The 19,504-nt window shown below is 65.9% G+C and carries 27 protein-coding genes and 1 pseudogene; 16 read left to right on the top strand and 12 right to left on the bottom strand.

Annotation, left to right across the window (positions count from 1 at the left end):
• Positions 1–77: 77 nt before the first annotated feature.
• Positions 78–469 (bottom strand): annotated as a pseudogene (locus tag ACFLEY_RS20575) (hypothetical protein).
• A 128-nt stretch (positions 470–597) separates the two neighbouring features.
• Between ACFLEY_RS20575 and ACFLEY_RS20580 the strand changes: the two are divergent.
• Positions 598–1,380 (top strand): SDR family NAD(P)-dependent oxidoreductase, encoded by a 783-nt coding sequence (locus tag ACFLEY_RS20580; protein ID WP_060911801.1) that lies wholly within the window; start codon positions 598–600, stop codon positions 1,378–1,380.
• A gap of 1 nt (position 1,381) precedes the next feature.
• On the opposite strand, the gene ACFLEY_RS20585 is transcribed toward ACFLEY_RS20580, so the two are convergent.
• Both ACFLEY_RS20585 and ACFLEY_RS20590 read right to left on the bottom strand, forming a co-directional pair.
• Positions 1,382–1,612, bottom strand: a complete 231-nt coding sequence (locus tag ACFLEY_RS20585; protein ID WP_028171187.1) for a DUF6894 family protein — start codon at positions 1,610–1,612, stop codon at positions 1,382–1,384.
• 532 nt (positions 1,613–2,144) lie between these two features.
• Entirely contained in the window at positions 2,145–3,146 is a 1,002-nt protein-coding gene (locus ACFLEY_RS20590) for a hypothetical protein (RefSeq protein WP_060911802.1), read from the bottom strand.
• A 276-nt stretch (positions 3,147–3,422) separates the two neighbouring features.
• On the opposite strand from ACFLEY_RS20590, the gene ACFLEY_RS20595 reads away from it, so the two are divergent.
• Entirely contained in the window at positions 3,423–4,076 is a 654-nt protein-coding gene (locus ACFLEY_RS20595) for a L,D-transpeptidase (protein WP_011086992.1), read from the top strand.
• A gap of 40 nt (positions 4,077–4,116) precedes the next feature.
• Here ACFLEY_RS20595 and ACFLEY_RS20600 read toward each other — a convergent pair whose 3' ends face one another.
• Both ACFLEY_RS20600 and ACFLEY_RS20605 read right to left on the bottom strand, forming a co-directional pair.
• Positions 4,117–4,551 carry a hypothetical protein gene (locus tag ACFLEY_RS20600; protein WP_028171189.1) on the bottom strand — a complete coding sequence of 145 codons (435 nt, stop codon included), beginning with the start codon at positions 4,549–4,551 and terminating at the stop codon, positions 4,117–4,119.
• 119 nt (positions 4,552–4,670) lie between these two features.
• Positions 4,671–5,135, bottom strand: a complete 465-nt coding sequence (locus ACFLEY_RS20605) for a MarR family winged helix-turn-helix transcriptional regulator (RefSeq protein ID WP_011086994.1) — start codon at positions 5,133–5,135, stop codon at positions 4,671–4,673.
• Between the two features lie 103 nt (positions 5,136–5,238).
• On the opposite strand from ACFLEY_RS20605, the gene ACFLEY_RS20610 reads away from it, so the two are divergent.
• The 5 genes from ACFLEY_RS20610 (at position 5,239) to ACFLEY_RS20630 (ending at position 9,539) form a co-directional block, all read left to right on the top strand.
• Positions 5,239–7,161, top strand: coding sequence for an FAD-binding monooxygenase (locus tag ACFLEY_RS20610; protein WP_060911804.1), 1,923 nt, complete (start codon positions 5,239–5,241; stop codon positions 7,159–7,161).
• Positions 7,162–7,306: 145 nt separating this feature from the next.
• Positions 7,307–8,308, top strand: a complete 1,002-nt coding sequence (locus ACFLEY_RS20615) for an SH3 domain-containing protein (protein ID WP_161535101.1) — start codon at positions 7,307–7,309, stop codon at positions 8,306–8,308.
• A 162-nt stretch (positions 8,309–8,470) separates the two neighbouring features.
• A complete protein-coding gene (locus ACFLEY_RS20620) occupies positions 8,471–8,749 on the top strand; it encodes a hypothetical protein (RefSeq protein ID WP_028171192.1) in 279 nt (92 codons plus the stop codon).
• A gap of 229 nt (positions 8,750–8,978) precedes the next feature.
• Entirely contained in the window at positions 8,979–9,146 is a 168-nt protein-coding gene (locus ACFLEY_RS20625; protein WP_171901263.1) for a hypothetical protein, read from the top strand.
• A gap of 72 nt (positions 9,147–9,218) precedes the next feature.
• On the top strand, positions 9,219–9,539 hold the full coding sequence (locus tag ACFLEY_RS20630; RefSeq protein ID WP_011086999.1) for a hypothetical protein: 321 nt from the start codon (positions 9,219–9,221) through the stop codon (positions 9,537–9,539).
• A gap of 21 nt (positions 9,540–9,560) precedes the next feature.
• On the opposite strand, the gene ACFLEY_RS20635 is transcribed toward ACFLEY_RS20630, so the two are convergent.
• From ACFLEY_RS20635 to ACFLEY_RS20645, 3 genes are all read right to left on the bottom strand, one after another.
• Positions 9,561–10,130 (bottom strand): TetR/AcrR family transcriptional regulator, encoded by a 570-nt coding sequence (locus tag ACFLEY_RS20635; RefSeq protein WP_060911805.1) that lies wholly within the window; start codon positions 10,128–10,130, stop codon positions 9,561–9,563.
• Positions 10,130–10,471 (bottom strand): multidrug efflux SMR transporter, encoded by a 342-nt coding sequence (locus ACFLEY_RS20640; RefSeq protein ID WP_060911806.1) that lies wholly within the window; start codon positions 10,469–10,471, stop codon positions 10,130–10,132. The genes ACFLEY_RS20635 and ACFLEY_RS20640 overlap by 1 nt, the downstream gene beginning before the upstream one ends.
• A gap of 213 nt (positions 10,472–10,684) precedes the next feature.
• Entirely contained in the window at positions 10,685–11,350 is a 666-nt protein-coding gene (locus ACFLEY_RS20645) for an O-methyltransferase (RefSeq protein ID WP_060911807.1), read from the bottom strand.
• Between the two features lie 66 nt (positions 11,351–11,416).
• Here ACFLEY_RS20645 and ACFLEY_RS20650 point away from each other — a divergent pair, with 66 nt between their 5' ends.
• The 3 genes from ACFLEY_RS20650 (at position 11,417) to pdxY (ending at position 13,732) form a co-directional block, all read left to right on the top strand.
• The gene (locus ACFLEY_RS20650) at positions 11,417–12,061 is read left to right on the top strand and encodes a TetR family transcriptional regulator (RefSeq protein ID WP_060911808.1); all 645 of its coding nucleotides are present in this window, start codon (positions 11,417–11,419) and stop codon (positions 12,059–12,061) included.
• A gap of 91 nt (positions 12,062–12,152) precedes the next feature.
• The gene (locus ACFLEY_RS20655) at positions 12,153–12,794 is read left to right on the top strand and encodes an FMN-binding negative transcriptional regulator (protein ID WP_060911809.1); all 642 of its coding nucleotides are present in this window, start codon (positions 12,153–12,155) and stop codon (positions 12,792–12,794) included.
• A gap of 125 nt (positions 12,795–12,919) precedes the next feature.
• Complete coding sequence (gene pdxY, locus ACFLEY_RS20660; protein ID WP_211433922.1) at positions 12,920–13,732, top strand: pyridoxal kinase; 813 nt, start codon at positions 12,920–12,922, stop codon at positions 13,730–13,732.
• Positions 13,733–13,736: 4 nt separating this feature from the next.
• Here pdxY and ACFLEY_RS20665 read toward each other — a convergent pair whose 3' ends face one another.
• Positions 13,737–15,023, bottom strand: a complete 1,287-nt coding sequence (locus ACFLEY_RS20665) for a hypothetical protein (protein ID WP_038966823.1) — start codon at positions 15,021–15,023, stop codon at positions 13,737–13,739.
• 328 nt (positions 15,024–15,351) lie between these two features.
• Between ACFLEY_RS20665 and ACFLEY_RS20670 the strand changes: the two genes are divergently transcribed.
• From ACFLEY_RS20670 to ACFLEY_RS20680, 3 genes are all read left to right on the top strand, one after another.
• Positions 15,352–15,516 (top strand): Flp family type IVb pilin, encoded by a 165-nt coding sequence (locus ACFLEY_RS20670; RefSeq protein WP_027542544.1) that lies wholly within the window; start codon positions 15,352–15,354, stop codon positions 15,514–15,516.
• A gap of 165 nt (positions 15,517–15,681) precedes the next feature.
• A complete protein-coding gene (locus tag ACFLEY_RS20675; RefSeq protein WP_028171201.1) occupies positions 15,682–15,885 on the top strand; it encodes a hypothetical protein in 204 nt (67 codons plus the stop codon).
• A 171-nt stretch (positions 15,886–16,056) separates the two neighbouring features.
• Positions 16,057–16,305 (top strand): hypothetical protein, encoded by a 249-nt coding sequence (locus ACFLEY_RS20680; RefSeq protein ID WP_028171202.1) that lies wholly within the window; start codon positions 16,057–16,059, stop codon positions 16,303–16,305.
• Positions 16,306–16,308: 3 nt separating this feature from the next.
• Here the strand turns inward: ACFLEY_RS20680 and ACFLEY_RS20685 are convergent, their stop codons facing one another.
• Both ACFLEY_RS20685 and ACFLEY_RS20690 read right to left on the bottom strand, forming a co-directional pair.
• The gene (locus tag ACFLEY_RS20685; protein ID WP_211434671.1) at positions 16,309–16,668 is read right to left on the bottom strand and encodes a hypothetical protein; all 360 of its coding nucleotides are present in this window, start codon (positions 16,666–16,668) and stop codon (positions 16,309–16,311) included.
• A 50-nt stretch (positions 16,669–16,718) separates the two neighbouring features.
• Positions 16,719–17,303, bottom strand: coding sequence for a bifunctional transcriptional activator/DNA repair enzyme AdaA (locus ACFLEY_RS20690; RefSeq protein ID WP_211433920.1), 585 nt, complete (start codon positions 17,301–17,303; stop codon positions 16,719–16,721).
• 181 nt (positions 17,304–17,484) lie between these two features.
• Here ACFLEY_RS20690 and ACFLEY_RS20695 point away from each other — a divergent pair, with 181 nt between their 5' ends.
• The 3 genes from ACFLEY_RS20695 (at position 17,485) to ACFLEY_RS20705 (ending at position 19,127) form a co-directional block, all read left to right on the top strand.
• Entirely contained in the window at positions 17,485–17,655 is a 171-nt protein-coding gene (locus ACFLEY_RS20695; RefSeq protein ID WP_246740264.1) for a hypothetical protein, read from the top strand.
• Between the two features lie 23 nt (positions 17,656–17,678).
• On the top strand, positions 17,679–18,599 hold the full coding sequence (locus tag ACFLEY_RS20700; protein WP_028171205.1) for a DMT family transporter: 921 nt from the start codon (positions 17,679–17,681) through the stop codon (positions 18,597–18,599).
• Between the two features lie 126 nt (positions 18,600–18,725).
• Positions 18,726–19,127: a VOC family protein gene (locus ACFLEY_RS20705; RefSeq protein WP_028171206.1), complete on the top strand. Its 402-nt coding sequence runs from the start codon at positions 18,726–18,728 to the stop codon at positions 19,125–19,127.
• A gap of 2 nt (positions 19,128–19,129) precedes the next feature.
• Here ACFLEY_RS20705 and ACFLEY_RS20710 read toward each other — a convergent pair whose 3' ends face one another.
• Positions 19,130–19,480: a zinc ribbon domain-containing protein YjdM gene (locus tag ACFLEY_RS20710; RefSeq protein ID WP_028171207.1), complete on the bottom strand. Its 351-nt coding sequence runs from the start codon at positions 19,478–19,480 to the stop codon at positions 19,130–19,132.
• Positions 19,481–19,504: the final 24 nt, after the last annotated feature.

Here is a 19,504-nt window from a genome sequence, read left to right on the forward strand (position 1 = left end):
GAAGAAGCCCGCATGCTGGCGAGGATTGTGACGATTATTGGCCGCGGCGGCGGTTCCGCCGCGGTGTGCTTAACGCTCTAGCCGCCCTTGCTGCGGATCAGGCCGGCGAGGTTGGTCTTCTGGGCCTCGCACCAGCCGGGCATGCCAAGGCGGCGCTGGTCCATATCGGTCGCCTGCGTCGCCACCGCGACCTCGGCCATCAGCTCGTCGTCCTGCTTCTCGCCCATCTTGCCGCCGGTGTGCATCCAGGCGATCGCCTTGCGCACCTTCTCGGTGGTGCCGTCGGGCAGCTGCATCTGCTGCGCCTCTGCACGAGGTCCTGATAGACGAGATCCGTGTTGGGGCACTCGACCTTGGCGGCGAAGGCCTGCAAGACCATCGTCACATAGGTCGAGCGTGGCGGCGCGTCGCCCGCCTGTGCCGGCGCGGCAAGCAGCAAAAGGCCCGTCATCAGAAAACCATAGCGCATCCTTGGTACCTCCTCGATTTTTTTGGGAGGCTAGCGTCCGGCGCGCCGCTCCGCAATGGCGCCGGGACGCAATTGTCGCGTCTCCGTGCGGTGCGCTAGATTGGCTGCTCCCGGACCCGGAGAGCGACATGAGCCTGTTCAGCGCGCCGTTCGATCCCGCAACCGACACGGCGCTCGTCACCGGCGCGGGCAACGGCATCGGCCGCGCGATCGCGCAGGCGCTGGTCGGCGAGGGCGTCCGGACCGTGTTCGCCGACGTGAGTGCGGAGCGGGTCAGTGCCGCGATCGGCGCGAGCGAGAGGCCTGGACACGCGGTGCCCTGGGTCGGCGATCTTGCGAAGCTCGACGCCTGCGATGCGCTGCTTGCCGCCTCACACGCCGCGCTGGGCGAGGTGACGCATTTCGTGCATAGCGCTTCGCCGCCGCGACGCGAGGCCGATCATGCGCTCGCGGTGGATCGCAGGACCTGGCAGCAGATGCACGCCGTCAACCTCGATGCGGGTTTTCACCTGGCGCGCGAGATCGCCAAGCGGCTGATCGCGGCGAAGCGGCCCGGCTCGTTCCTGTTCCTCACCTCGCTGCATGCGGGCACGCCGCGTAACCTGCCGCATTACTCGACGGCGAAGGCGGGGATGGCGATGCTGGTGAAGGAGCTCGCGAAGACGTTCGGGCGCCACAACATTCGCGTCAACGCGCTGGTGCCCGGTGCGATCGCTGCCGGCGGTTTCGTCGCGGATGCCTCGCTGGCGCGGCACATCCCGCTCGGGCGTCTGGGCGAGGCGAAAGACCTCGCACCGATGGCGCTCGCGGTGCTGTCGAACAAGCTCTCCGCTTACGTCACCGGCGCGGCCTTCGTCGTCGACGGCGGATTGTCGCTGACGAACTGGTTCGAGGCGCCGGTGCTGGAGTAGCTTAGCGCTGCCAGGCCGGCACGGGATCGAGCGGCGTGCGATAGAGCTCGTTGTGATCGCGGTCGGTGACGCGCACCGCGCAACCCTTTTGCTGAAGCTCCGGCTTCACCTGCGACAGCTCATTGGCCAGTTGGTGGGCGCGATCGGAGGCGACCTCGATATCCTCGAGGATGATTCCGCCCTGGTTCTTGAACTCTTCACCAACCACAAGATCGAAGTAGTAGTAAGGCATCCGAATTCCCCGGTGTTACGACCCAAGTCTCGACGACAAGTCTGGAAAACAAGTCTTCAACGGAAGTCTCAACACATCCCGGATGGTACCACTGAGTCGATCTTTATCGAATGAATGAAGCGCGCAATCTCTGTGCTTATGGCGCAGAAATGATGTGCAGCATGCAGGTGCGTTAAGATTTTATTAAATATGTCAGCGTGATCATGAGGCATGGAATTGCAACAGAACCGGGCTCCGGGAACCGGCAGTTGCAAGAGAAGGTCGTCGGCATAAATCCCGACGGCCTTTTCTCTTGGCGGATTCGTTTGCCGGAAGAACGATCGAAGCATCGATCTCCGTAGTCGCCCGGACTCAACGCATCACATCGAGTCGGACAGCTTGCAGCGACGCTGCGTTGCCGATGCCGTGCGATCGCCCGGCGTTGGTCTAGAGCCTTTCCCGTTCCGATGGAATCGGAACGGGAAAGGCTCTAGATTCTTGTTTTGACGCGTTTTCTTTACGCGAACCGGTATCCACTTCGCTCGAAAACGCTCTAGCGCAGCGGCATTGGCGGACGCACGACGGGTCCATCGTCATCGGCAACGGCTTGTGTCGTGGCGGCCGGCGCGACCGGCGGTGGGACCGCGGCAGCCTGTGACGGTGGCGGCGGAGACGCGGCCGGTGCGGGCGAATACGCCGGCATGTAGGTCTGCGTCACGGCCGGCTTCGGCTTGCGAACCGGTGGAACCGGAGGCCGCGGCGGTAGCGCGGAAACGCGCGCGCGCGGATCGATCGGCATCGTCGCAGCCATCGGCTTCGGTGCGGACGGCTTCGCCATCTCGCGCGCCATCTGCTCCTGTCCGGCCTTCAACTCGGCGATATTGGCCTTGAGCTGCTCGATCTGCTGCGCCATCGCGGCAAGATCCCGCGTCATCGATTGCACCGACTGAGCTGCTTCGGGCGGTGTTGCTGCGGGCACGGCCGCAGACGCCGACTGAGTCGCTGCCGGCGTCGGGGATTGGTCGGCTGTTTGATCGGTTGCAGCTTCCGCCGCGGGCGGGGCGGACTGCGCAGCGGCGACCGGCGCCGGCTGTGACGTCGAAGGCATCAGCGACGCCAATACGGGTTTCCAGTCGGCGAGCATTTGCCTCGCCACGTCGCCGTGCCTCTCCCAGGCGATGGTGGCAGCCGCGCTGCCGCCCGCGAACAGAAACGTGACGAAAGCGCCGCGCAGCCACTTGCCGGCGGCGGATCGCTTCTGCCGGCCGTGACCATCGCCGGCGGTTACGCGCACCGCGGTGTCGACCGAGGGCGCCGCCGGCTGCGGCTCCACAACAGGGCTGAACTTCGGCTCCGGATTGATTCTGGGCCCGGGCGCGAATTTCGGCTCCGGACGCGGCGTGATGTCAGGCGCCAGCGCGGGGGCAGCGCCGACGGGGCGCGAGGCCAGCACGATATCCGGCGAGATCTGAACCGCGTCGTGCGGATCGTTGTCTTTGACCGTGTCCTTCACGATCTCATCGACGATTTGCTTGCTGTTCAGCATCGCGAGCATCGCAGCTCCTTTGAAGCCTTCGTCGTCCGCATTGGCGCGAGCCGATCTGTTGAGGTGAGCCCCATCCCAAGTCTGATGACGCACGAGTCCAGCCGGGTTTGACCAAAGCAAGGCGAGGGGATGGAGATGATGCGACGGTCTTCTGCCGTTTGTGGTGATGGAACTCCGCCGGAAAAACACGCGGACGTGTTCCGCATTGCCTTGTTTTCAGCACGATTTGGGCAATATCTGACGCTGCTGGGGGTGCTGCTATCCGCTATCGGGGGGGGGCCGGCGGTGCCAAGATCTGTTCTCGCTCTTTTCGTTGTTGCCATGCTGCCGCTCGGCGGCTGCATGCAGACGACGCTTTCGCCATCCACGGATGCGAGCATGACGCCGCGCGACCGGCAGTTGCTCGCGCATACGCCATACGCTCAGGCGAACGTGCCCGAGCAATATCTCCGTCATATCGTCGATTACCAGCGCAAGGAGCAGCCGGGCACGATCCTGGTCGATACCGATGCGCGCTACCTCTATTTCGTGCTGCCCGAGGGCAAGGCGATCCGCTACGGCGTCGCGGTCGGCGAGGAGGCCATGGCCTTCTCGGGCGTCGCGCGCGTCGGCCGCCTGGCGGAATGGCCCGATTGGGTTCCGACAGCGGACATTCAGGCACGGCTTGGGCCGTATCCGGCGCGCGTCGCCGGCGGTCCCGCCAATCCGCTGGGCGCACGCGGCATTTATCTCTTTGTCGGCAACAAGGACACGCTCTACCGCATCCACGGCACCAACCAGCCCGAATATATCGGGCAGGCGATCTCGTCAGGCTGTATCCGGATGCGCAACGAGGACGTGATCGATCTCTACGACCGGGTGAAGCTCAATTCGATGGTCGTGGTGCTGCCGCCCGGGCAGAACGCGCAGGTCGAGACGGGCACGCGCTGGCGCGGGTGACCAGCGCGTCGCGGCGCTGATCGGAGCTGCCGCTCGGGCCCTACTCCCCGGGCCGTGCGATGCGCCATTGCAGCGTCGTGGCGTTGCCGTTGGCATCGCCCGGCGCCTTGTCGGCGGGTGACGTGTAGAGGGGGCGATAGCGGTATGCCCACATCCTGCTGCCGTCGTTGCGGCTGATCACGGTGAAGTCGCCGACGGCCTTGGCGTCGGCCGTTGCGGCGAGCGGAACCCAGCTTTCGGCGCACTTACCGTTGCAGTTCGACGTCTTGCCGGTGGTGTCGCGCTCGTAATAGTAGAGCGTCATGCCCTTGGGATCGACGAGCTTGGGACCCTGCTTGGTGATGACCACCTTCGCCGGCGCGGTCGTCGCCTCGGGCTTGGGCGGAGGAGGGGTATCGCCGCCGCCATGGCCGTTTGCGAGCGCATGGCCGGTCGAGAGCGCGATGGCCGCGGCCGCAATGAGGAACCTGAACATCCGAAACTCCCGAACGGCAAAGTTAATCGCGCGTTAAGCGCCGAATGGGGCCGACGGTAGCAGCCGAAGGTTAGTTCCTGGTTTCGCGGCGCTGCGACAATTACGGGCATGAATGCGGCTTAGGCCTGCACATCGCGGAGCGGGGCGCGGCTGAGCTCGTTGCCGGCAGCGATCGCCTTGCGCATCAGACGCATCAGCTCCTCGCCTTCCCTGGCGCTGAGGCCGCGCAGCATGATGCGCTGTGCGGACTCGACCGCCGGCGTGATCTTGCGCAGCGTGCGCCGGCCTTCGTCGGTGACCTCGAGCTCGCGGGCGCGGCGGTCGCGGCTCGAGGCGCGGCGCTCCGCCAGCCCCTTCTGCACGAGGCGATCGATCACGCCGGTGATGGTGGTGCGGTCATAGGCGATCAACCCTGCGAGCGTCACCTGGTCGAGCCCCGGATTGGCCTTGATGGTCGCGAGCGCGGCGTATTGCACCGGCGTGAGGTCGAAGCCGGCATCCCCGACCTCGGCCAGGAAGACCGCGACCGCGATCTGCTGGAAGCGGCGCGCCAGATGACCGGGCATGTCGTTGTTGTCTTTCACCGAATTCTCCTGAGGTCACAGGGAGGGCGGGATCCGTTGACAAGTATACTGATAGTCAGCATACTGAGCAATATCGAAGAAGACGTTGACGGGAGAGGTGCTCATGCAATTCCATCTCAATGGATTTCAGCCGGGCGACCCTGAAATCGCCGATCCCGCTGAACGCGTTCAGGCCCCCGGTGCAGCGGGCGGCGTGCCCGACGAGGTCGACGTCCTCATCGTCGGCTGTGGGCCCGCAGGCCTGACGCTCGCGGCCCAGCTTGCCCAATTTCCTGACATCAAGACCTGCATCATCGAGCAGAAGCCGGGCCGGCTGTCGGTCGGCCAGGCGGACGGCGTCGCCTGCCGCACCATGGAGATGTTCCACGCTTTTGGCTTCAGCGAGCGCGTGCTGAAGGAAGCCTATTGGGTCAACGAGACGACGTTCTGGAAGCCGGACGAACGGCGGCCCGAGACCATCGTCCGCAGCGGCCGGGTGCAGGACGTGGAGGACGGGCTGTCGGAATTCCCGCACGTTATCCTCAACCAGGCGCGCATCCATGACGGCTTTCTCGACGTCATGCGCAAATCGCCGGCCAAGCTCGAGCCCTATTACAGCCGCCGCCTGCTCGACCTCCAGGTCGATCCGGCCGCGGGGCCTGCCGACCATGCCGTGACCGTGCGCCTCGAACGCGTCGACGCCGAAAACGAGGGCAAGGTCGAGACGATCAGGGCGCGCTATGTCGTCGGCTGCGACGGCGCGCGCAGCACCGTACGCAAGTCGATCGGCCGCGAACTGCACGGCGATTCCGCCAACCACGCCTGGGGCGTGATGGACGTGCTGGCGGTGACCGATTTTCCGGACATCCGCTTCAAGGCCCTGATCCAGTCGGCGAAGGACGGCAGCCTGCTGATCATTCCGCGCGAAGGCGGCTACATGGTGCGCATCTATGTCGAGCTCGCCAAGCTCGACGTCGGCGAGCGCGTCGCCAGCCGCAACATCACCGCCGATGACGTGATCGCCAAGGCGCAGCGGATCCTGAAACCGCATACGCTGGAGGTGAAGGAGATCGCCTGGTGGTCGGTCTACGAGATCGGCCAGCGCCTGACCGACAAGTTCGACGACGTGCCGGAAGCCGAGACCGCGACCCGCCTGCCGCGCATCTTCATCGCCGGCGATGCCTGCCATACCCACAGCCCGAAGGCGGGGCAGGGTATGAACGTCTCGATGCAGGATGCCTTCAATCTCGGCTGGAAGCTCGCCGCCGTGCTCCACAAACAAAGTGCGCCAAGCCTGCTGCATTCCTATTCGGCGGAGCGCCAGGCCGTCGCGAAAGAGCTGATCGACTTCGACCGCGAATGGTCGGGGATTCTGGCCTCTGCGGCCAAGGCCGGTGGCGCCGATGCCGCCATGACGCAGGACTATTTTGTCCGGCACGGCCGCTATACGGCCGGCACCGCGACGCATTACACGCCCTCGGTCCTCACGGGGGCCTTGTCCCATCAGCATCTTGCGGAAGGCCTCGTGATCGGCAAGCGCTTCCATTCCGCGCCGGTGATCCGGCTGGCGGACGCAAAGCCCGTTCATCTCGGCCACGCGGCGCAGGCCGACGGACGCTTCCGCATCTATGCATTTTCCGGCGCGGAGAATCCGGCGGCGGCCGGCTCCGCCATTCGTGCATTGTGCAATTTTCTCACCGAGGCAGGGGAATCGCCGGTGAGACGATATACCCCGGGAGGCGCCGACATCGACGCCGTGATCGATCTGCGCGCGGTGTTTCAGCAAGATCATCGCGAGCTTGCGATCGAGGCGATGCCACCGCTGCTGCTGCCGCGCAAAGGCCGCTACGGTTTGCTTGACTACGAAAAGATGTTCTGTCCGGATTTCAAGAGCGGTCACGATGTGTTTGCGATGCGCGGCATCGATCGGAAGGCCGGTTGCATGGTCGTCGTGCGGCCGGATCAATACGTCGCGAACGTGCTGCGGCTCGACGATCTTGCCGGGCTCGCGTCGTACTTCGACGGGTTCATGCTGCCGGTGAATTGACGTTCGCCGTGTTGCGCTCGTCGTACCGATGAACGGCGGATGAATATTGAACTCCGCGCGCATTCAATCTTTCGGCTGATGCGGCAGCTCTAGGAGGAACGCTCGTTCCTTCTGCGCGTTCCGACTCGCAGAGGAGGAATACGCCATGAGACTCAGAAGCATTTTGGTTGCAGCACTGCTACTCGCCCCGACGGCCGCGCTGGCCGCGCCGGGCATCGTCACCGTCTCGACCGGCTTGCGCGCCGGACCGGGGTCGGGATTCCCCGTGGTCGATCGCATCCCCGAGGGCGCCCGCGTCAACATCCATGGCTGCCTGCGCGGCAATGCCTGGTGCGACGTGAGCTTCTCCGACGATCGCGGCTGGGTGTCGTCGCAATATCTCGAATATCTCTACCGCAATCACTACGTCTATCTCCCCGACTATGTCGACGAGATCGACGTGCCCGTCGTGCCCTTCGTGCTGAGCTCGTACTGGTCGAGCTATTATCAGGGGCGGCCCTGGTATCGCCGCCATGCCTACTGGAATAGTTACTGGAGCTCGCACGAGCGCTTCGCGACGCGGATGACGATTGATCCGAGTGCGGCCCGTATCGGCCGTGCGGCGACACGCGATGCGGCGATCGCACTGGGGCGCAATGGCGCGAATACAAAGGGCGCCGCCGCGATCTCCGGACGCGATGCCGTGACGGCACGGCATGACGCAGCCATCGCCAAGCGCGACGCTGCGGTTGCGGCCGACCGGACTCGCGTCGGGCGAAGCGATCGCCTGGTGAATGCGCGGACGACCGTGCAGCAGAACCGCAACCCGCGCGACGCGCAGGCGCGCATGATGCACGAGCATGCGGCGAGCCGCGCCGCAACGCGTGCGCAGCCGCAGCCGCAGCCGGTAACGCGTGCGCAGCCGATGGCGCGTGCTCATGAAGCTCCGCGCGTGTCGGCCGCGCCTGCGGCCCGGCCCGCGACGCCGCATGTGGCGCAGCCGAACGTCAGCCATGGCGCGCCGATGAATGCCCATGCGCAGATGCCGGCGCCGCGCGCGGCAGCACCTGCGATGCCGCATCCGGGCGGCGGTGCTCAGCACATCAACGCCGCTCCGCGTGGTGGCGCGCCGGCCGGCGGTCCCGGTGGCGGTCACGAGAAGCACTAACGTCATTGCGAAAGCCCGGCCCTCGCGCCGGGCTTTCTGTTAGTCGGGTTCCCTGCGCGTACAATTTAAGAAAGTTCTTCGCGGGCAGATTTCATCGATCGTAATATGTCTACCCAAAGCTGTAAGCATCCACTCGGGGCAGCGGGGCACGGGAGGATGACGATGAGACAGAGCCAGGCGGAGACGCGCCGCCAAAATGTCGCGAAGCGGTCCATGACGAAAGAGGTCAAGCAGTTGACCGGCTTGATCGCCACACTGCGCGAGTCGCTCGAAAGCATCCACAAGCAGCGGGCGAACGCCAAACTCTCCGGCGCCGAGATGGGTCTTCTCGACGAACGGCGCAACAATCTGCTGCTTACGATCGCGGCCCTGGACGATCGCCTGTCGGCGGTGCAGGGGCTGATCGATCTCGGCCGTCCGCACATCATCCGCGTCCATTAGCGGAGTTCGGAGGTGGCGCGATCGGTTCCGTTGCTGATGTGACGGGCCGGCCCCCAGCTGCCGAACGCGGCACGCGTTCGATCCGGTCACCCGGCTGCGGGTGCGCCGGTGCGATGCTGCCTGCGGATGGCACCAAATTGCCACGCTCCCGGCGAATTGCCGCCAAAGCCCGCTGCCACGAGGAACCGGGTGCAGGGGCAACGCAAGGGGACACGCATTGGCCTACAAAATGATCGCAGAACGCGACAACGAGAAGTACAGTTTCGCCCGCGAGAGCCGCCTGCTCATCGTGGCGAAGGCAAGGGTGTGGGCGAGCGAGGGATGGCGGGTCGTCATCACCGACCAGGACGGCAAGGCCTACGCGCAGCCCGAATTCGATCAATTGCTGGCGGCGTGACCGCAAGACGGGGCTAGGGGACGACATTTGACTTCGCACTTTCGGCCAGGGCGCGACCTGATCGCGCCCCTGATGATTCTCGCAGCCGCCGCCGCACTGACGGCGACGGTCGCATCCGCTCAAAATCTCGATGCCGGCAAGTCGGCCGAAAAGCTGTTTGCCGATGGTTGCGCGACCTGCCACCGGAGCCCGCGCGGTCTTGCCAAGGGGCGCTTCAGCCTGACGCTGTCATGGTTCCTGAAGGACCACTACGCGACCAGCTCTGACTCCGCCAAGGCGCTCGCCGCGTATCTGGAGTCCGTCGATGCGCCGCCACCGCGAGCCGCGGCCAAGCCCGGCGCAAAATCCTCCCGATCCGCGCCGCGTCCGCCCAAGCCAGTGACAAGCCAGTAGCCAGCGCCGACAAAAAGGTCGCTATCCGCGCCGATAGGTCTGCGCGATCAGCCGGCCGTGCACGGCGCGCAGCTCGGCGTTCATGCGCGTCTGTCCGGTCGTGACATAGGACAGCCAGGCGCCGTCGGCGGCGAGGCGCACGACATGGAGCTCCGGCGTGCCGTCGGTCGCGCGATGCCGCTTCAGGCGTGCCTTCATCCAGTCGTTCCAGAGCCGGCGCAGTGACGGATCGGTGACGACCACCATGCTCAGCGCCGCCCAGGGCGTGGTGAAGCCGAACGCCTTGCCGGTGAACACCGCATTGACATAGGCGCGCGTAAAGCTGCCGCGCGGCTTGGGATCGGTTTCGATTGCGGCGTCGATCTCGGCATCGACGCGGGCGAGCAGATCGGCGAACAGGCCCTCGATCAGCGCCTGCTTGCTGCCGAAGTGATGAAACAGGCCGCCCTTGGTGACGCCGGCCGCCGCCGCCACGGCCTGCACCGTGATGCCGGAGACGCCATGGTCCGTGGCAATGGCCGCAGCGTGGTCGAGCAGGGCGCGCCGCACCTGCTCGGGCTGCTTGGCGCGGCTATAGGCGCTGGCCGGCATCAGTGCACCATCGTCTCCGAGAACAGGTTGATGATGACGACGCCGGATACGATCAACCCGATGCCGACGAACGCCGCGGCGTCGAGCATCTGGCGGAACAGCACGAAGGAGACGGTGGCGGTCAGGATGATGCCGACCCCGCCCCAGATCGCATAGGCGATGCTCAGGGGGATCACCCGCGCGACCGACAGCGCGTAGAACGAGGCGACGTAGAACAGCACCATGGCGAGCGTCGGCCACGGCCGCGTGAACTGTGCGGATTGCTGCAGGAAGGCGGACGCGATGACCTCGGAGACGATGGCGAGGGCAAGCGCGGTGTAGGCATTGAAGGCGGAGGTCATGGCAGGCTCGGGCGTAGCGCAGGAAAGATACCGCGCGGTAGGTATGTTTAGCACGTGGAACATCGCTCTGCTGGTAGCTGCTATCACATGTGAGTGACGAGGGTGCGACACGGACGCGGACGTGATGTTCCGCGGTCTGTCGCCGATGACGCGAAGCCGCCGCGCGATGAATCGCGCAGCGGCTCCATGGCATCGCGGCGCCTCGACGTGGCGTCAGTTGATCCGCACGGAAAGTTCGACATCCTCGGCAAAGGCCGCGGAGATGTAGCCGCTGCCGGGCATGCGCACGCGCGCGAGATAGTCGGGGCTGTCGTCGGCATTGTCGGCGACGATGATCGCGCCCGGCTTGAGATGGCCCTCGACCAGATCCAGGATCTCAGGGTAGAGCGCCTTGGCGCCGTCGAGCAGCACGAGATCGATCGTTTCAGGGAGATCGGCCTTGAGCGTCTTCAGCGCATCCCCTTCGCGGATTTCGACGAGATCGAGCAGCCCGCCGGCCGAGAGGTTGTCGCGTGCCCGCGCTGCCTTGGACGGCTCGAACTCGCTGGTGATGAGACGGCCGCCGCCATTGTCGCGCAGGCCCGCGGCGAGGTGCAGGGTCGAGATGCCGAAGGAGGTGCCGAACTCGACGATCGTTCTGGCGCGGGAGCTGCGCGCCAGCATGTAGAGCAGGGCGCCGGTCTCGCGGGAGACCGCGAGCGGGACGTCCTTCAGGCGTCCGTAGAGGTCGGCGTAATCGGTCTTGCTTCGCATCATCCGCGCCCGGTCGGCGTCGGACAAATCGGCGACGGCTGCGAGCGTTGCGCCCCGTGTTGCCTCGGCCTCGAGGAACAGGCGGTCCAGCAGCGGCGCAAGCGATGTGATGGTTGGGGTGGTCATTCGTTGCCTCCAGGGTTCGCGAAGAAGCGCGTGCTTGATTTCCTATTCGCATTCCCCAGGCGCGCCATGGCCGATCGTCGAAGCCGTTCAATTTCCTCGCGAAAGCAGCCGCAACAGGCCCGCTCCACGGGGCTTGTGGCGGCCATTCTGGATGCGGCTGTTCAGGTCCTGGCGAAGGAGGGCGCGCAGCGTTTCACGACGGCGCGGGTGGCCGAGCGGGCCGGGGTGAGCGTCGGATCGCTCTATCAATATTTTCCGAACAAGGCGGCGATCCTGTTCCGCCTCCAGCGCGACGAGTGGCAACGCACGAGCGAGCTCTTGCGCGGCATCCTCGCGGAGCGGGCAAAGCCGCCGCCGGCGCGGCTGCGCGCGCTGGTCCACGCTTTCATTCGCTCCGAGTGCGAGGAGGCTGCGATCCGCACGGCGCTCAGCGACGCCGCGCCGCTCTATCGCGATGCGCCCGAGGCACACGATGCGCGGGCCGCCGGCAAGGGCATCGTCGCGGCCTTCATGCGGGAGGCGCTGCCCAAGACATCGGATGCGACGCGCGCTGTCGCCGGCGAACTGATCACGACGACGCTGAGCGAGGTCGGCAAGCGCTTCTCGGAGACGCCGCGCAGCGCGGCGGAGATCGCGCGCCATGCCGAGGGGCTCGCCGACATGTTCTGCGCCTATCTCGGCGAGCTGGCACGGCGCCGAGATCATTCCTGACATCCGCGTTTGCACCCAATATCGTTTCGGATTTCGCCGGATGATGAGGTAGCCTCGCAACATCTTTCGTCCAGCCATCGAGCGCCGCGCCATGCATGTCCTCCGTCCCCAATTCCGCATCGAGGAGCAGCGCGCGCTGGAATTCGCTGGGCAGCGCGGCTTCGGCGTGATCGTTGCGGCGGATGAGCGCGGCCCGCGCGCCTCGCACGTGCCGTTCGTGCTGGATCAGCGCGACGGGCAAGTCATCGTGCAGATGCATCTCACCGCAAAGAATCCGCTCGTGCCGCTCGCGGACGGTACCAGGCGTTTCCTGCTGATCGTTGCCGGCGACGATGCCTACATCTCCAACGACTGGTATTCCTCGCGCGACAACTTCTCGACCTGGCTCTACGAGGCGGTGCACCTGTCGGGCGTGGCGCATCTGCGCGGGCTCGACGAGAACCGCGGGCACGGCGATGCGCTGCTCGCGGTCGCCGAGGCGCGGTTGCCGAAGCAGCCCTGGGACCTCGCGCAGATGGAGCCGGACAAGCGCGAGAGCATGTTGGCTGCGATCCGCGTCATCGATCTCGTGGTGGACCAAATCGAGGGGCAGGCCAAGCTCAACCAGCACAAGAGCGATGCGGACCATGTCGCGGTCTCCGACCACCTGGCGAGGTCGGAGGAGACCGGGCACCGGCGGCTGGCGCGGAAGATGCAGGAGCTGCGGCCGGAGCTTGGGTATGAAGTCTTGTAGCCCGGATGGAGCGAAGCGAAATCCGGGGGCTCAGCGGGGGGCCAATTCCCGGATTACGCTTCGCTCCATCCGGGCTCCGCTTGCTACCCTTGCCTCGCTCAGCATTTAACCTTACGGACCGCCACATGCTCGTCATCTCCATTCAAAGCCAGGTGGTCCACGGCCATGTCGGCAACAGCGCGGCCGCCTATGCCATGCAGGCGGAGGGCGTGAACGTCGCGGCGGTGCCGACGACGCTGCTGTCGAACCATCCACGCTATCCGAGCCTGCGCGGGCGGGTGCTGGAGACCGAGCTCGTCGCCGATCTCCTGAAAGGCGTGGAGGAGCGCGATCTCGTCGACGAGGCCGCGGTGCTCGTCACCGGCTATCTCGGTTCGCCCGGCAATGCCGCCGTTGTCGCCGATTTCGTCGAGCGCGCCTTGAACCGCAATTCCAAGCTCATCTATCTCTGCGATCCCGTGATCGGGGATGACGGCCGCGTCTATGTCGCCGACGGCATTCTGGACGTGGTGCGGCACCGCCTGCTGCCGGCGGCGAACCTGACCACGCCGAACCAGTTCGAGCTCGAGCTGCTCTCGGGCATCACGATCGCGGACGCGCAGGACTTGCGCGCGGCGTGCGCGGCGCTCGCGGGGACCGGCCGCATCGACGTCGTCGCCACCGGTTGCACACTCGCGGATACGCCGGACGGGCAGGTGGAGACGATCCTCTGCGTCGACGGGCAATTGTCGCGCTTTGCGACGCCGCGCCTGCCGATCCGCCCCTATGGCACCGGCGATCTCCTCACCGGCCTGATCGCGGCGCATCTCGCCAAGGGAAAGGCGATGGAGGCGGCGGTGCGGCTCGCGGTCGAGACCATCTTTGCCGTGCTGGTGCGTACGCAGGAAGCGGGATCAGCCGAGATGCGTCTCGTGCCGCTGCCGACGCGGAAGCCGTAACGGTTCAGGTCGCCCGCTTGCCGGCCGATTGCGCCGATTTCTGCGGCTTCGCCTTCTCACGCGCGGCCTGTGCCTTTGGCGGCTTGGCGCTGGCCATAGCCCGCATCTTCTTCGGCCTGGCGTTGGCGGCTTCCCTGCGGTCCGCCGAGCCGCGCTTCGATACATATTCCGCGCCGTCGACCGGGCCGACATGCGGCGGATCGCGGCCGAGATAGGGCCTGCCGATGCCGAGCGCCTTGCCGTTGGCATCGACCCATTTCCACAGCACCTCGGTCGAGACCCAGCGCTGCGCGCGGTTGTTGCCGGCGGTCGAGACGATGTCGGCGGCCATGCCGTGGCCGTAGCCGCCGCGCGTGCTGCCGCCATGATAGGAGCGGTCTGAGGCGGCCTTCAGGCCGCTCGCGATCGACTGGCGATAGTCGTCGCGAAACGCGCTGGTGATCCCCGGCGAGAGGCCGGCGGCTTCCGCCGCGAGCAGCGTGCGGAACAGCTTGCGCTTAAAACTCTTGTCCATGCCGCCGATGACGTAATCCATCATCGACATGCCGGCGTGCTCGGCCGCCTTCGGATCCTTCCAGCCGAAGTCCTCGTCGACCAGCTTCGTGAAGCTGCGCATCACCGTGACCATCTTGCCCCTGCGCTTGACGGTGACGGCGCGGCGCTCCTCGACCTTGATCGAATCCTCCTTGGGAGTGCGCTGGTAGAGCGCCCAGAGATAGCGGTCGATGCAGGCATCCATCACGAAGCATTCGTCGAGCACGGCGACGGTGTCGGCGGACGGCGAGGCCTTGCTCTCGGTTGCGGCCGGCCCGGTCGCGATCGCCGCGGGCGACAGCGCGTCGGTCGCCACGATCTCGGTGGGATCGGCGGATGCGAGCTTGACGGGCTCCTGCACCGGTACGGCCTCGCTGACGACGGGCGCCGGCTCGGGCAAGATCTGCGGCGCGGGCGACGTGCTCGGCAAGATCAGCGCGGGATCGGCCGAGGCGAGCTTGATGGCGGGGGCGGGCACTTCGAGCACTGCTGCTTCAGCGCTTGCCGGCTCGGGGGCTTGAGCCACCGCTGCGGCGATGTCGGCGGTCAGGGCGATGCCATCTTCGATGGTCGCAGCGCGCGGGACGTCGGCGAGGTCGAGGCGGCCGAGATCCTTTGCGCGTGAGACGGTGGCTGCATTGGCGCCGCTGTTCTCGATGAGGGCAGGGGCATAGGCGGACAGAGAGAGCGCCAGCCAGCCGGCCATGACGGCCGAGGGGCATGCGACTGCCACCAGAAGAGACCGCCGATCGTCCATGATCCCTGCCTCCAAACGGTTCTGTTCGAACGCGTCTCGTCGAACAGTCTTGCACAGAAAGGCACGCAGCGCGTCGATTGTTCGGAGGACGGTGTGGCGGCGCAATGGCGCAAATAGCTTGGAACAGGCTTTTCGAGCAGGTGTTGCGAAGATGCAACGCGGGTTCCATTGCGGTTCCGGAGCTTTGGAGCGGGAAATGGCCTGCAAATGCTGCGTTCATTGTCGTCAAATTGAGCCGGCCGAATTTACTCAATCTTGGATTGAGGTCTGGCATCTCTCTCGCACCGGTAACGTCCGGTATTCGCTGGGAAGGACACGAGTTTTGAAATTGAAATGCCTGTTGGCCGACTTTGCCGCCGATGAATCCGGCGCCACCGCGATCGAATACGGCCTGATCGCAGCGGGGATCGCGCTTGCGATCATCGAGATCATCTACGCGCTCGGCACCAATCTCGTTGCGAAGCTGCAATCGCTGGCGACCGCGCTGAAATAAAATCATCCGTCATGCTGAGGCGCGAGGCGTGCGGGCGGCCGACCCGCGCTTCGTGACGATCATGATGCGCCCCCTCTCACAGGGCCGGGTAGGCTCGTCTGTGCGCATCGTCTGGACGCGGTGTTTTCGCTGCAACCTTGCGGCGGCTTGCGCGTTGGTGCGGCCATGACGCATTCCTCGCTTCGTCCCATGGACGCCTTCGACCCCACCGAGCCCGCCATCCTGCACGATCTTCTCTCCGACAGGATCATCACCTGGACCGCCGAACAGGCGGATGATTATCGGCGGGCCAGCCGGCCGCGCGACGATGGAACCGTGGCCTGGAAGGCCTATGTCTTCGACGGCTGGGGCAATGTGCTCGGTGGCTGAGCAGCGCCTATAAAGGCGCCATGTCGCGGCCGGCGGGGATTCGGCCAAGGCCTTGTGCGCATTAAACATATCGCCATGCGCCAAGCGCGTTGTTGCAATGCAGCGGCGCATGTCGCAATGCAGCAAATCAGGTTTAGATGTGCTCCGAGACTTCCTCCTGGAGCATCATCAATGAACAAGAAGACGCTGTCGATCGCAGTCGCCGCCCTCACGATCGCGGGCTCGACTGCCACCTTCGCCGCCGAGCTGCCGGCCTATGAGGCCAACGGTTTCCCGGTCTCCCCGTTGCAGGTTCGCGTGCTCGGTGCCGCGCATGTCGAGCAGCAGGCCTCGGCGCCCGCCACCAGCGTGACGGCGCTTCAGGCCAGCGTTCTGTCGCCGCGCAAGCTGAAGACCGCGACCGTGGGCAGCGCCCGCTAAGCTTCATGCGACAGGCACGGTGCGTGCGCATCGTGCCGCTGTCGCGTGCATGAATTCGCAACCGTCGGGTTTCAGAATTTTCCGCGTCACTTTGGAACCGCGCTCCTGCATGAGCGCGGTTTTTCTTTGCGTGCGCGGATCGAGAAGCCGGCGCGACAAAAGCATCGCGCGACGGCCTCGCTGTGTACGGCGGTTCAAGACGAGTGTGATCTCCTTAATACTTGTTTCGGAGATCACGGCGCCTGATGCGCGCGCCGCATATTGAGCGGCCAATTCTGGAATCATACTGGAGGCCGTTTCATGCCCGTTGCGCAAAAAGCCGTTGTTGCCAGCACCTCGCCGCGTGAGTTTATCATCAGGCATCTCGCGCTGTTCGCGGCCGCCGCGTTGTTCGTGTTCGTGCTGAGCCTGACCTACGGCCTCGATCTCAGCCCCGGGTTTTTCTGATAGTCGCGCAAACTTGACGGCGAGCGGCCGTAGAGCTCGGCGAACGCGGCGTTGAAGCGGCGCAGGCTGCCGAAACCCGCCTGGAACGCGATGTCAGTCATGGTGTGACCGCCGGCATCGAGCAGGCGTTTTGCGCGCTGGACGCGCAGCGTCCTGGCAAGCTGCTGTGGCGTTGCGCCGACATGGCGCTCGAACAGCCGCGCCAGATGACGCGAGGAGATGCCGAGCCGCATCGCAAGCGTCACCACGGAATCCTCGTCGAGCGCGCCCTCATTGATGAGCTTCACCGCCCGCGTGACCGTCGAGCGCGTGCCGTTCCAGGCCGGGCAGAACGGTGCGGTCTCGGGACGACAGCGCAGGCAGGGCCGGAAACCCGCGGCCTCGGCTGCGGCTGCCGTCGGATAATAGGCGACGTTGCGCGTCAGCGGCTGCTTGGCCGGGCAGACCGGGCGGCAATAGATGCCCGTGGTCTTCACCGCCGTGAAGAGGCGGCCATCATAGCGGGGATCGCGGCGCAGGCGCGCGGCGTCGCAGGTCGCAAAGCTCAGCATGGCCGAATGATAGCGCAAGCTCGTGCGGGCGGAAGGGCCGCGGGATGACCGAGTCCGATTGTGGCGAGCCGCAACGCGCATGGCGGCCTAGAAGGCGGCTCTCAATTCAATGCAGCCGGAGAGCCCGCCGTGACCTGCCCGAAAGACGTCGTCCTGAACGCCTGGAAGACCTTTTCATCGCGTGACGCCGATCGCCGCGCTGTTCACCGACGACGCGGAATGGATCGCGCCGAAGGGCAACGCCACTGCGGTCGCGCTCGATCACACGGACCACATGCATGACAAGTTGCTACGGGAATCCTCGCCTCTCGGCCGCGTGCCAGACCTGCAACCGCGTGGGTTGAGCGGATGAGCGCGCTGACATAAGGCTTGCCGATGGATCAGCGGACGAGCGGCGCTGACGCTCTCATTCAGAAGAACGATGCGGCGCCGGCGCTTCTCGGCGTCGTCTGCGGCCTGTCGGCGGCGCTGTTCTGGGCGCTCGGCTTTGCCGGCACGCGGCACGGGCTGAAGGTCGGCTTCACGCCGGTCGATCTGCTGGTGCATCGCTACGTCTGGTCGGGCATCGTGTTCCTGCCGCTGGTAGCCCGCGCCGGGATCTCCGATCTCTGCGGTATCGGCTGGGGCAGGGGCCTTGCGCTGATGGTGCTTGGCGGCCCCGTGATGTCGCTGATCTCCTACACCGGCTTCCTGTTCGTGCCGCTCGGCCATGGCAGCGTGATCCAGCCGTCCTCGGCGACGCTCGGCGGCCTGCTGCTCGCCGCGATGTTCCTCAAAGAGAAGATCTCCGCCTCGCGCCTTGCCGGTGCCATCGTCATCGTCGGCGGCCTCGGCGTGATCGGCGCCGAATCGATCGGCCATATCGGCGCCGACGGCGTGCAGGGCGATCTGATCTTCGTGCTGACCGGATTGATGTTCGCAGGCTTTGGCGCGCTGCTGCGCCACTGGCGCGTCTCCGCCGTCTCGGCGGCGCTCGTCATCAACGTGCTGTCGCTGCTCCTGCTGCCGGCCTATCTCCTGACCGGCGGGCCCGCCCGCGTCGCTGCGATCGGCGTGACGGAGAATGCGATCCAGGCGCTGGCGCAGGGCGTGCTCGCGGGTCCGGCTGCGCTCTATCTTTTCGCCGTCTCGGTCCAGCGGCTCGGCGTCGCCCGCGCGGCGGTGTTCCCGGCCTGCGTGCCGGCGCTGACGCTGCTCACCGGCTGGCTCCTGCTCGGCGAGCCGCCGACGATGTTGCAGACCGCGGGCCTCGTGACGGTGCTGTGCGGGTTTTATCTGGCGCAACGGCAGCGGTGAACGCATCTGCACAAGCCGAATGGAGCGCAAGCGAAATCCGGGGCGGGACGTGCGGCACTATCCCTGATTGCGCGACGCTCCATCCCGGCTACGCTCCCGGGCACGCCGTAACTTGACGAGCCCGCCATGACCTTGCTGCTCAACATCGACGTCCCCGACGTCGCCGCCGCCACGAATTTCTACACCGAAGCGTTCGGGCTGACGGTCGGCCGCCGCTTCGGCGCCGACTTCGTCGAACTGCTCGGCTGGCCGGCGCCGATCTACCTGCTGACCAAGCAGGCCGGCACGTTGGGCGCCGGCAGCGACCGCCGCCGCTACGAGCGGCACTGGACGCCGTTGCATGTCGATGTCGTCGTTGACGATGTCGATGCCGCCGTCGCGCGCGCGGTGCGCGCCGGTGCCGTGCTCGAGGCGCCCGCGCGCGATGCGCCGTATGGACGGATCGCGATGCTGGCCGATCCGTTCGGGCACGGGTTTTGTCTGCTGGCGTTCAGCGCGAAGGGATATGACGCGCTGCTGGGCGCGTAGCGCTAGGCCTTCTTCACGAACTCCGACTTCAAATTCATCGCGCCGATGCCGTCGATCTTGCAGGCGATGTTGTGGCCGTCGGTGGCGTCCTGGAGGCGGATGTTGCGGACCTTGGTGCCGCCCTTGACGACGGAGGAGGAGCCCTTGACCTTGAGGTCCTTCATCACGATGACGCTGTCGCCATCAGTCAGCACGTTGCCATGGGCATCGCGCACGCCCGCCTCCTGCGGCGCATCCGCCGCAGCGCCGGCCGTAGCGCTCCATTCATGGGCGCATTCCGGGCAGACCCAGAGATCGCGGTCCTGATAGGCGTGCTCCGACTGGCAGTTCGGGCATTTCATGGCGTCGGGCATGGCAGGTCTCGTCTCGGGTGGCGT

The organism is Bradyrhizobium sp. YCK136 (genome assembly GCF_044570075.1).
GTDB classification, from domain to species: Bacteria; Pseudomonadota; Alphaproteobacteria; order Rhizobiales; family Xanthobacteraceae; genus Bradyrhizobium; species Bradyrhizobium diazoefficiens.

What these genes read in the sequence shown, in the direction of transcription:
- ACFLEY_RS20580 (WP_060911801.1), top strand. Translation starts at nt 598, where the DNA reads ATGAGCCTGTTCAGCGCGCCGTTCGATCCCGCAACCGACACGGCGCTC.
- ACFLEY_RS20585 (WP_028171187.1), bottom strand. Translation starts at nt 1,612, where the DNA reads ATGCCTTACTACTACTTCGATCTTGTGGTTGGTGAAGAGTTCAAGAAC.
- ACFLEY_RS20590 (WP_060911802.1), bottom strand. Translation starts at nt 3,146, where the DNA reads ATGCTCGCGATGCTGAACAGCAAGCAAATCGTCGATGAGATCGTGAAG.
- ACFLEY_RS20600 (WP_028171189.1), bottom strand. Translation starts at nt 4,551, where the DNA reads ATGTTCAGGTTCCTCATTGCGGCCGCGGCCATCGCGCTCTCGACCGGC.
- ACFLEY_RS20610 (WP_060911804.1), top strand. Translation starts at nt 5,239, where the DNA reads ATGCAATTCCATCTCAATGGATTTCAGCCGGGCGACCCTGAAATCGCC.
- ACFLEY_RS20615 (WP_161535101.1), top strand. Translation starts at nt 7,307, where the DNA reads ATGAGACTCAGAAGCATTTTGGTTGCAGCACTGCTACTCGCCCCGACG.
- ACFLEY_RS20620 (WP_028171192.1), top strand. Translation starts at nt 8,471, where the DNA reads ATGAGACAGAGCCAGGCGGAGACGCGCCGCCAAAATGTCGCGAAGCGG.
- ACFLEY_RS20625 (WP_171901263.1), top strand. Translation starts at nt 8,979, where the DNA reads ATGATCGCAGAACGCGACAACGAGAAGTACAGTTTCGCCCGCGAGAGC.
- ACFLEY_RS20630 (WP_011086999.1), top strand. Translation starts at nt 9,219, where the DNA reads ATGATTCTCGCAGCCGCCGCCGCACTGACGGCGACGGTCGCATCCGCT.
- ACFLEY_RS20635 (WP_060911805.1), bottom strand. Translation starts at nt 10,130, where the DNA reads ATGCCGGCCAGCGCCTATAGCCGCGCCAAGCAGCCCGAGCAGGTGCGG.
- ACFLEY_RS20640 (WP_060911806.1), bottom strand. Translation starts at nt 10,471, where the DNA reads ATGACCTCCGCCTTCAATGCCTACACCGCGCTTGCCCTCGCCATCGTC.
- ACFLEY_RS20645 (WP_060911807.1), bottom strand. Translation starts at nt 11,350, where the DNA reads ATGACCACCCCAACCATCACATCGCTTGCGCCGCTGCTGGACCGCCTG.
- ACFLEY_RS20650 (WP_060911808.1), top strand. Translation starts at nt 11,417, where the DNA reads ATGGCCGATCGTCGAAGCCGTTCAATTTCCTCGCGAAAGCAGCCGCAA.
- ACFLEY_RS20655 (WP_060911809.1), top strand. Translation starts at nt 12,153, where the DNA reads ATGCATGTCCTCCGTCCCCAATTCCGCATCGAGGAGCAGCGCGCGCTG.
- pdxY (WP_211433922.1), top strand. Translation starts at nt 12,920, where the DNA reads ATGCTCGTCATCTCCATTCAAAGCCAGGTGGTCCACGGCCATGTCGGC.
- ACFLEY_RS20665 (WP_038966823.1), bottom strand. Translation starts at nt 15,023, where the DNA reads ATGGACGATCGGCGGTCTCTTCTGGTGGCAGTCGCATGCCCCTCGGCC.
- ACFLEY_RS20675 (WP_028171201.1), top strand. Translation starts at nt 15,682, where the DNA reads ATGACGCATTCCTCGCTTCGTCCCATGGACGCCTTCGACCCCACCGAG.
- ACFLEY_RS20680 (WP_028171202.1), top strand. Translation starts at nt 16,057, where the DNA reads ATGAACAAGAAGACGCTGTCGATCGCAGTCGCCGCCCTCACGATCGCG.
- ACFLEY_RS20685 (WP_211434671.1), bottom strand. Translation starts at nt 16,668, where the DNA reads ATGCCTGATGATAAACTCACGCGGCGAGGTGCTGGCAACAACGGCTTT.
- ACFLEY_RS20690 (WP_211433920.1), bottom strand. Translation starts at nt 17,303, where the DNA reads ATGCTGAGCTTTGCGACCTGCGACGCCGCGCGCCTGCGCCGCGATCCC.
- ACFLEY_RS20700 (WP_028171205.1), top strand. Translation starts at nt 17,679, where the DNA reads ATGGATCAGCGGACGAGCGGCGCTGACGCTCTCATTCAGAAGAACGAT.
- ACFLEY_RS20705 (WP_028171206.1), top strand. Translation starts at nt 18,726, where the DNA reads ATGACCTTGCTGCTCAACATCGACGTCCCCGACGTCGCCGCCGCCACG.
- ACFLEY_RS20710 (WP_028171207.1), bottom strand. Translation starts at nt 19,480, where the DNA reads ATGCCCGACGCCATGAAATGCCCGAACTGCCAGTCGGAGCACGCCTAT.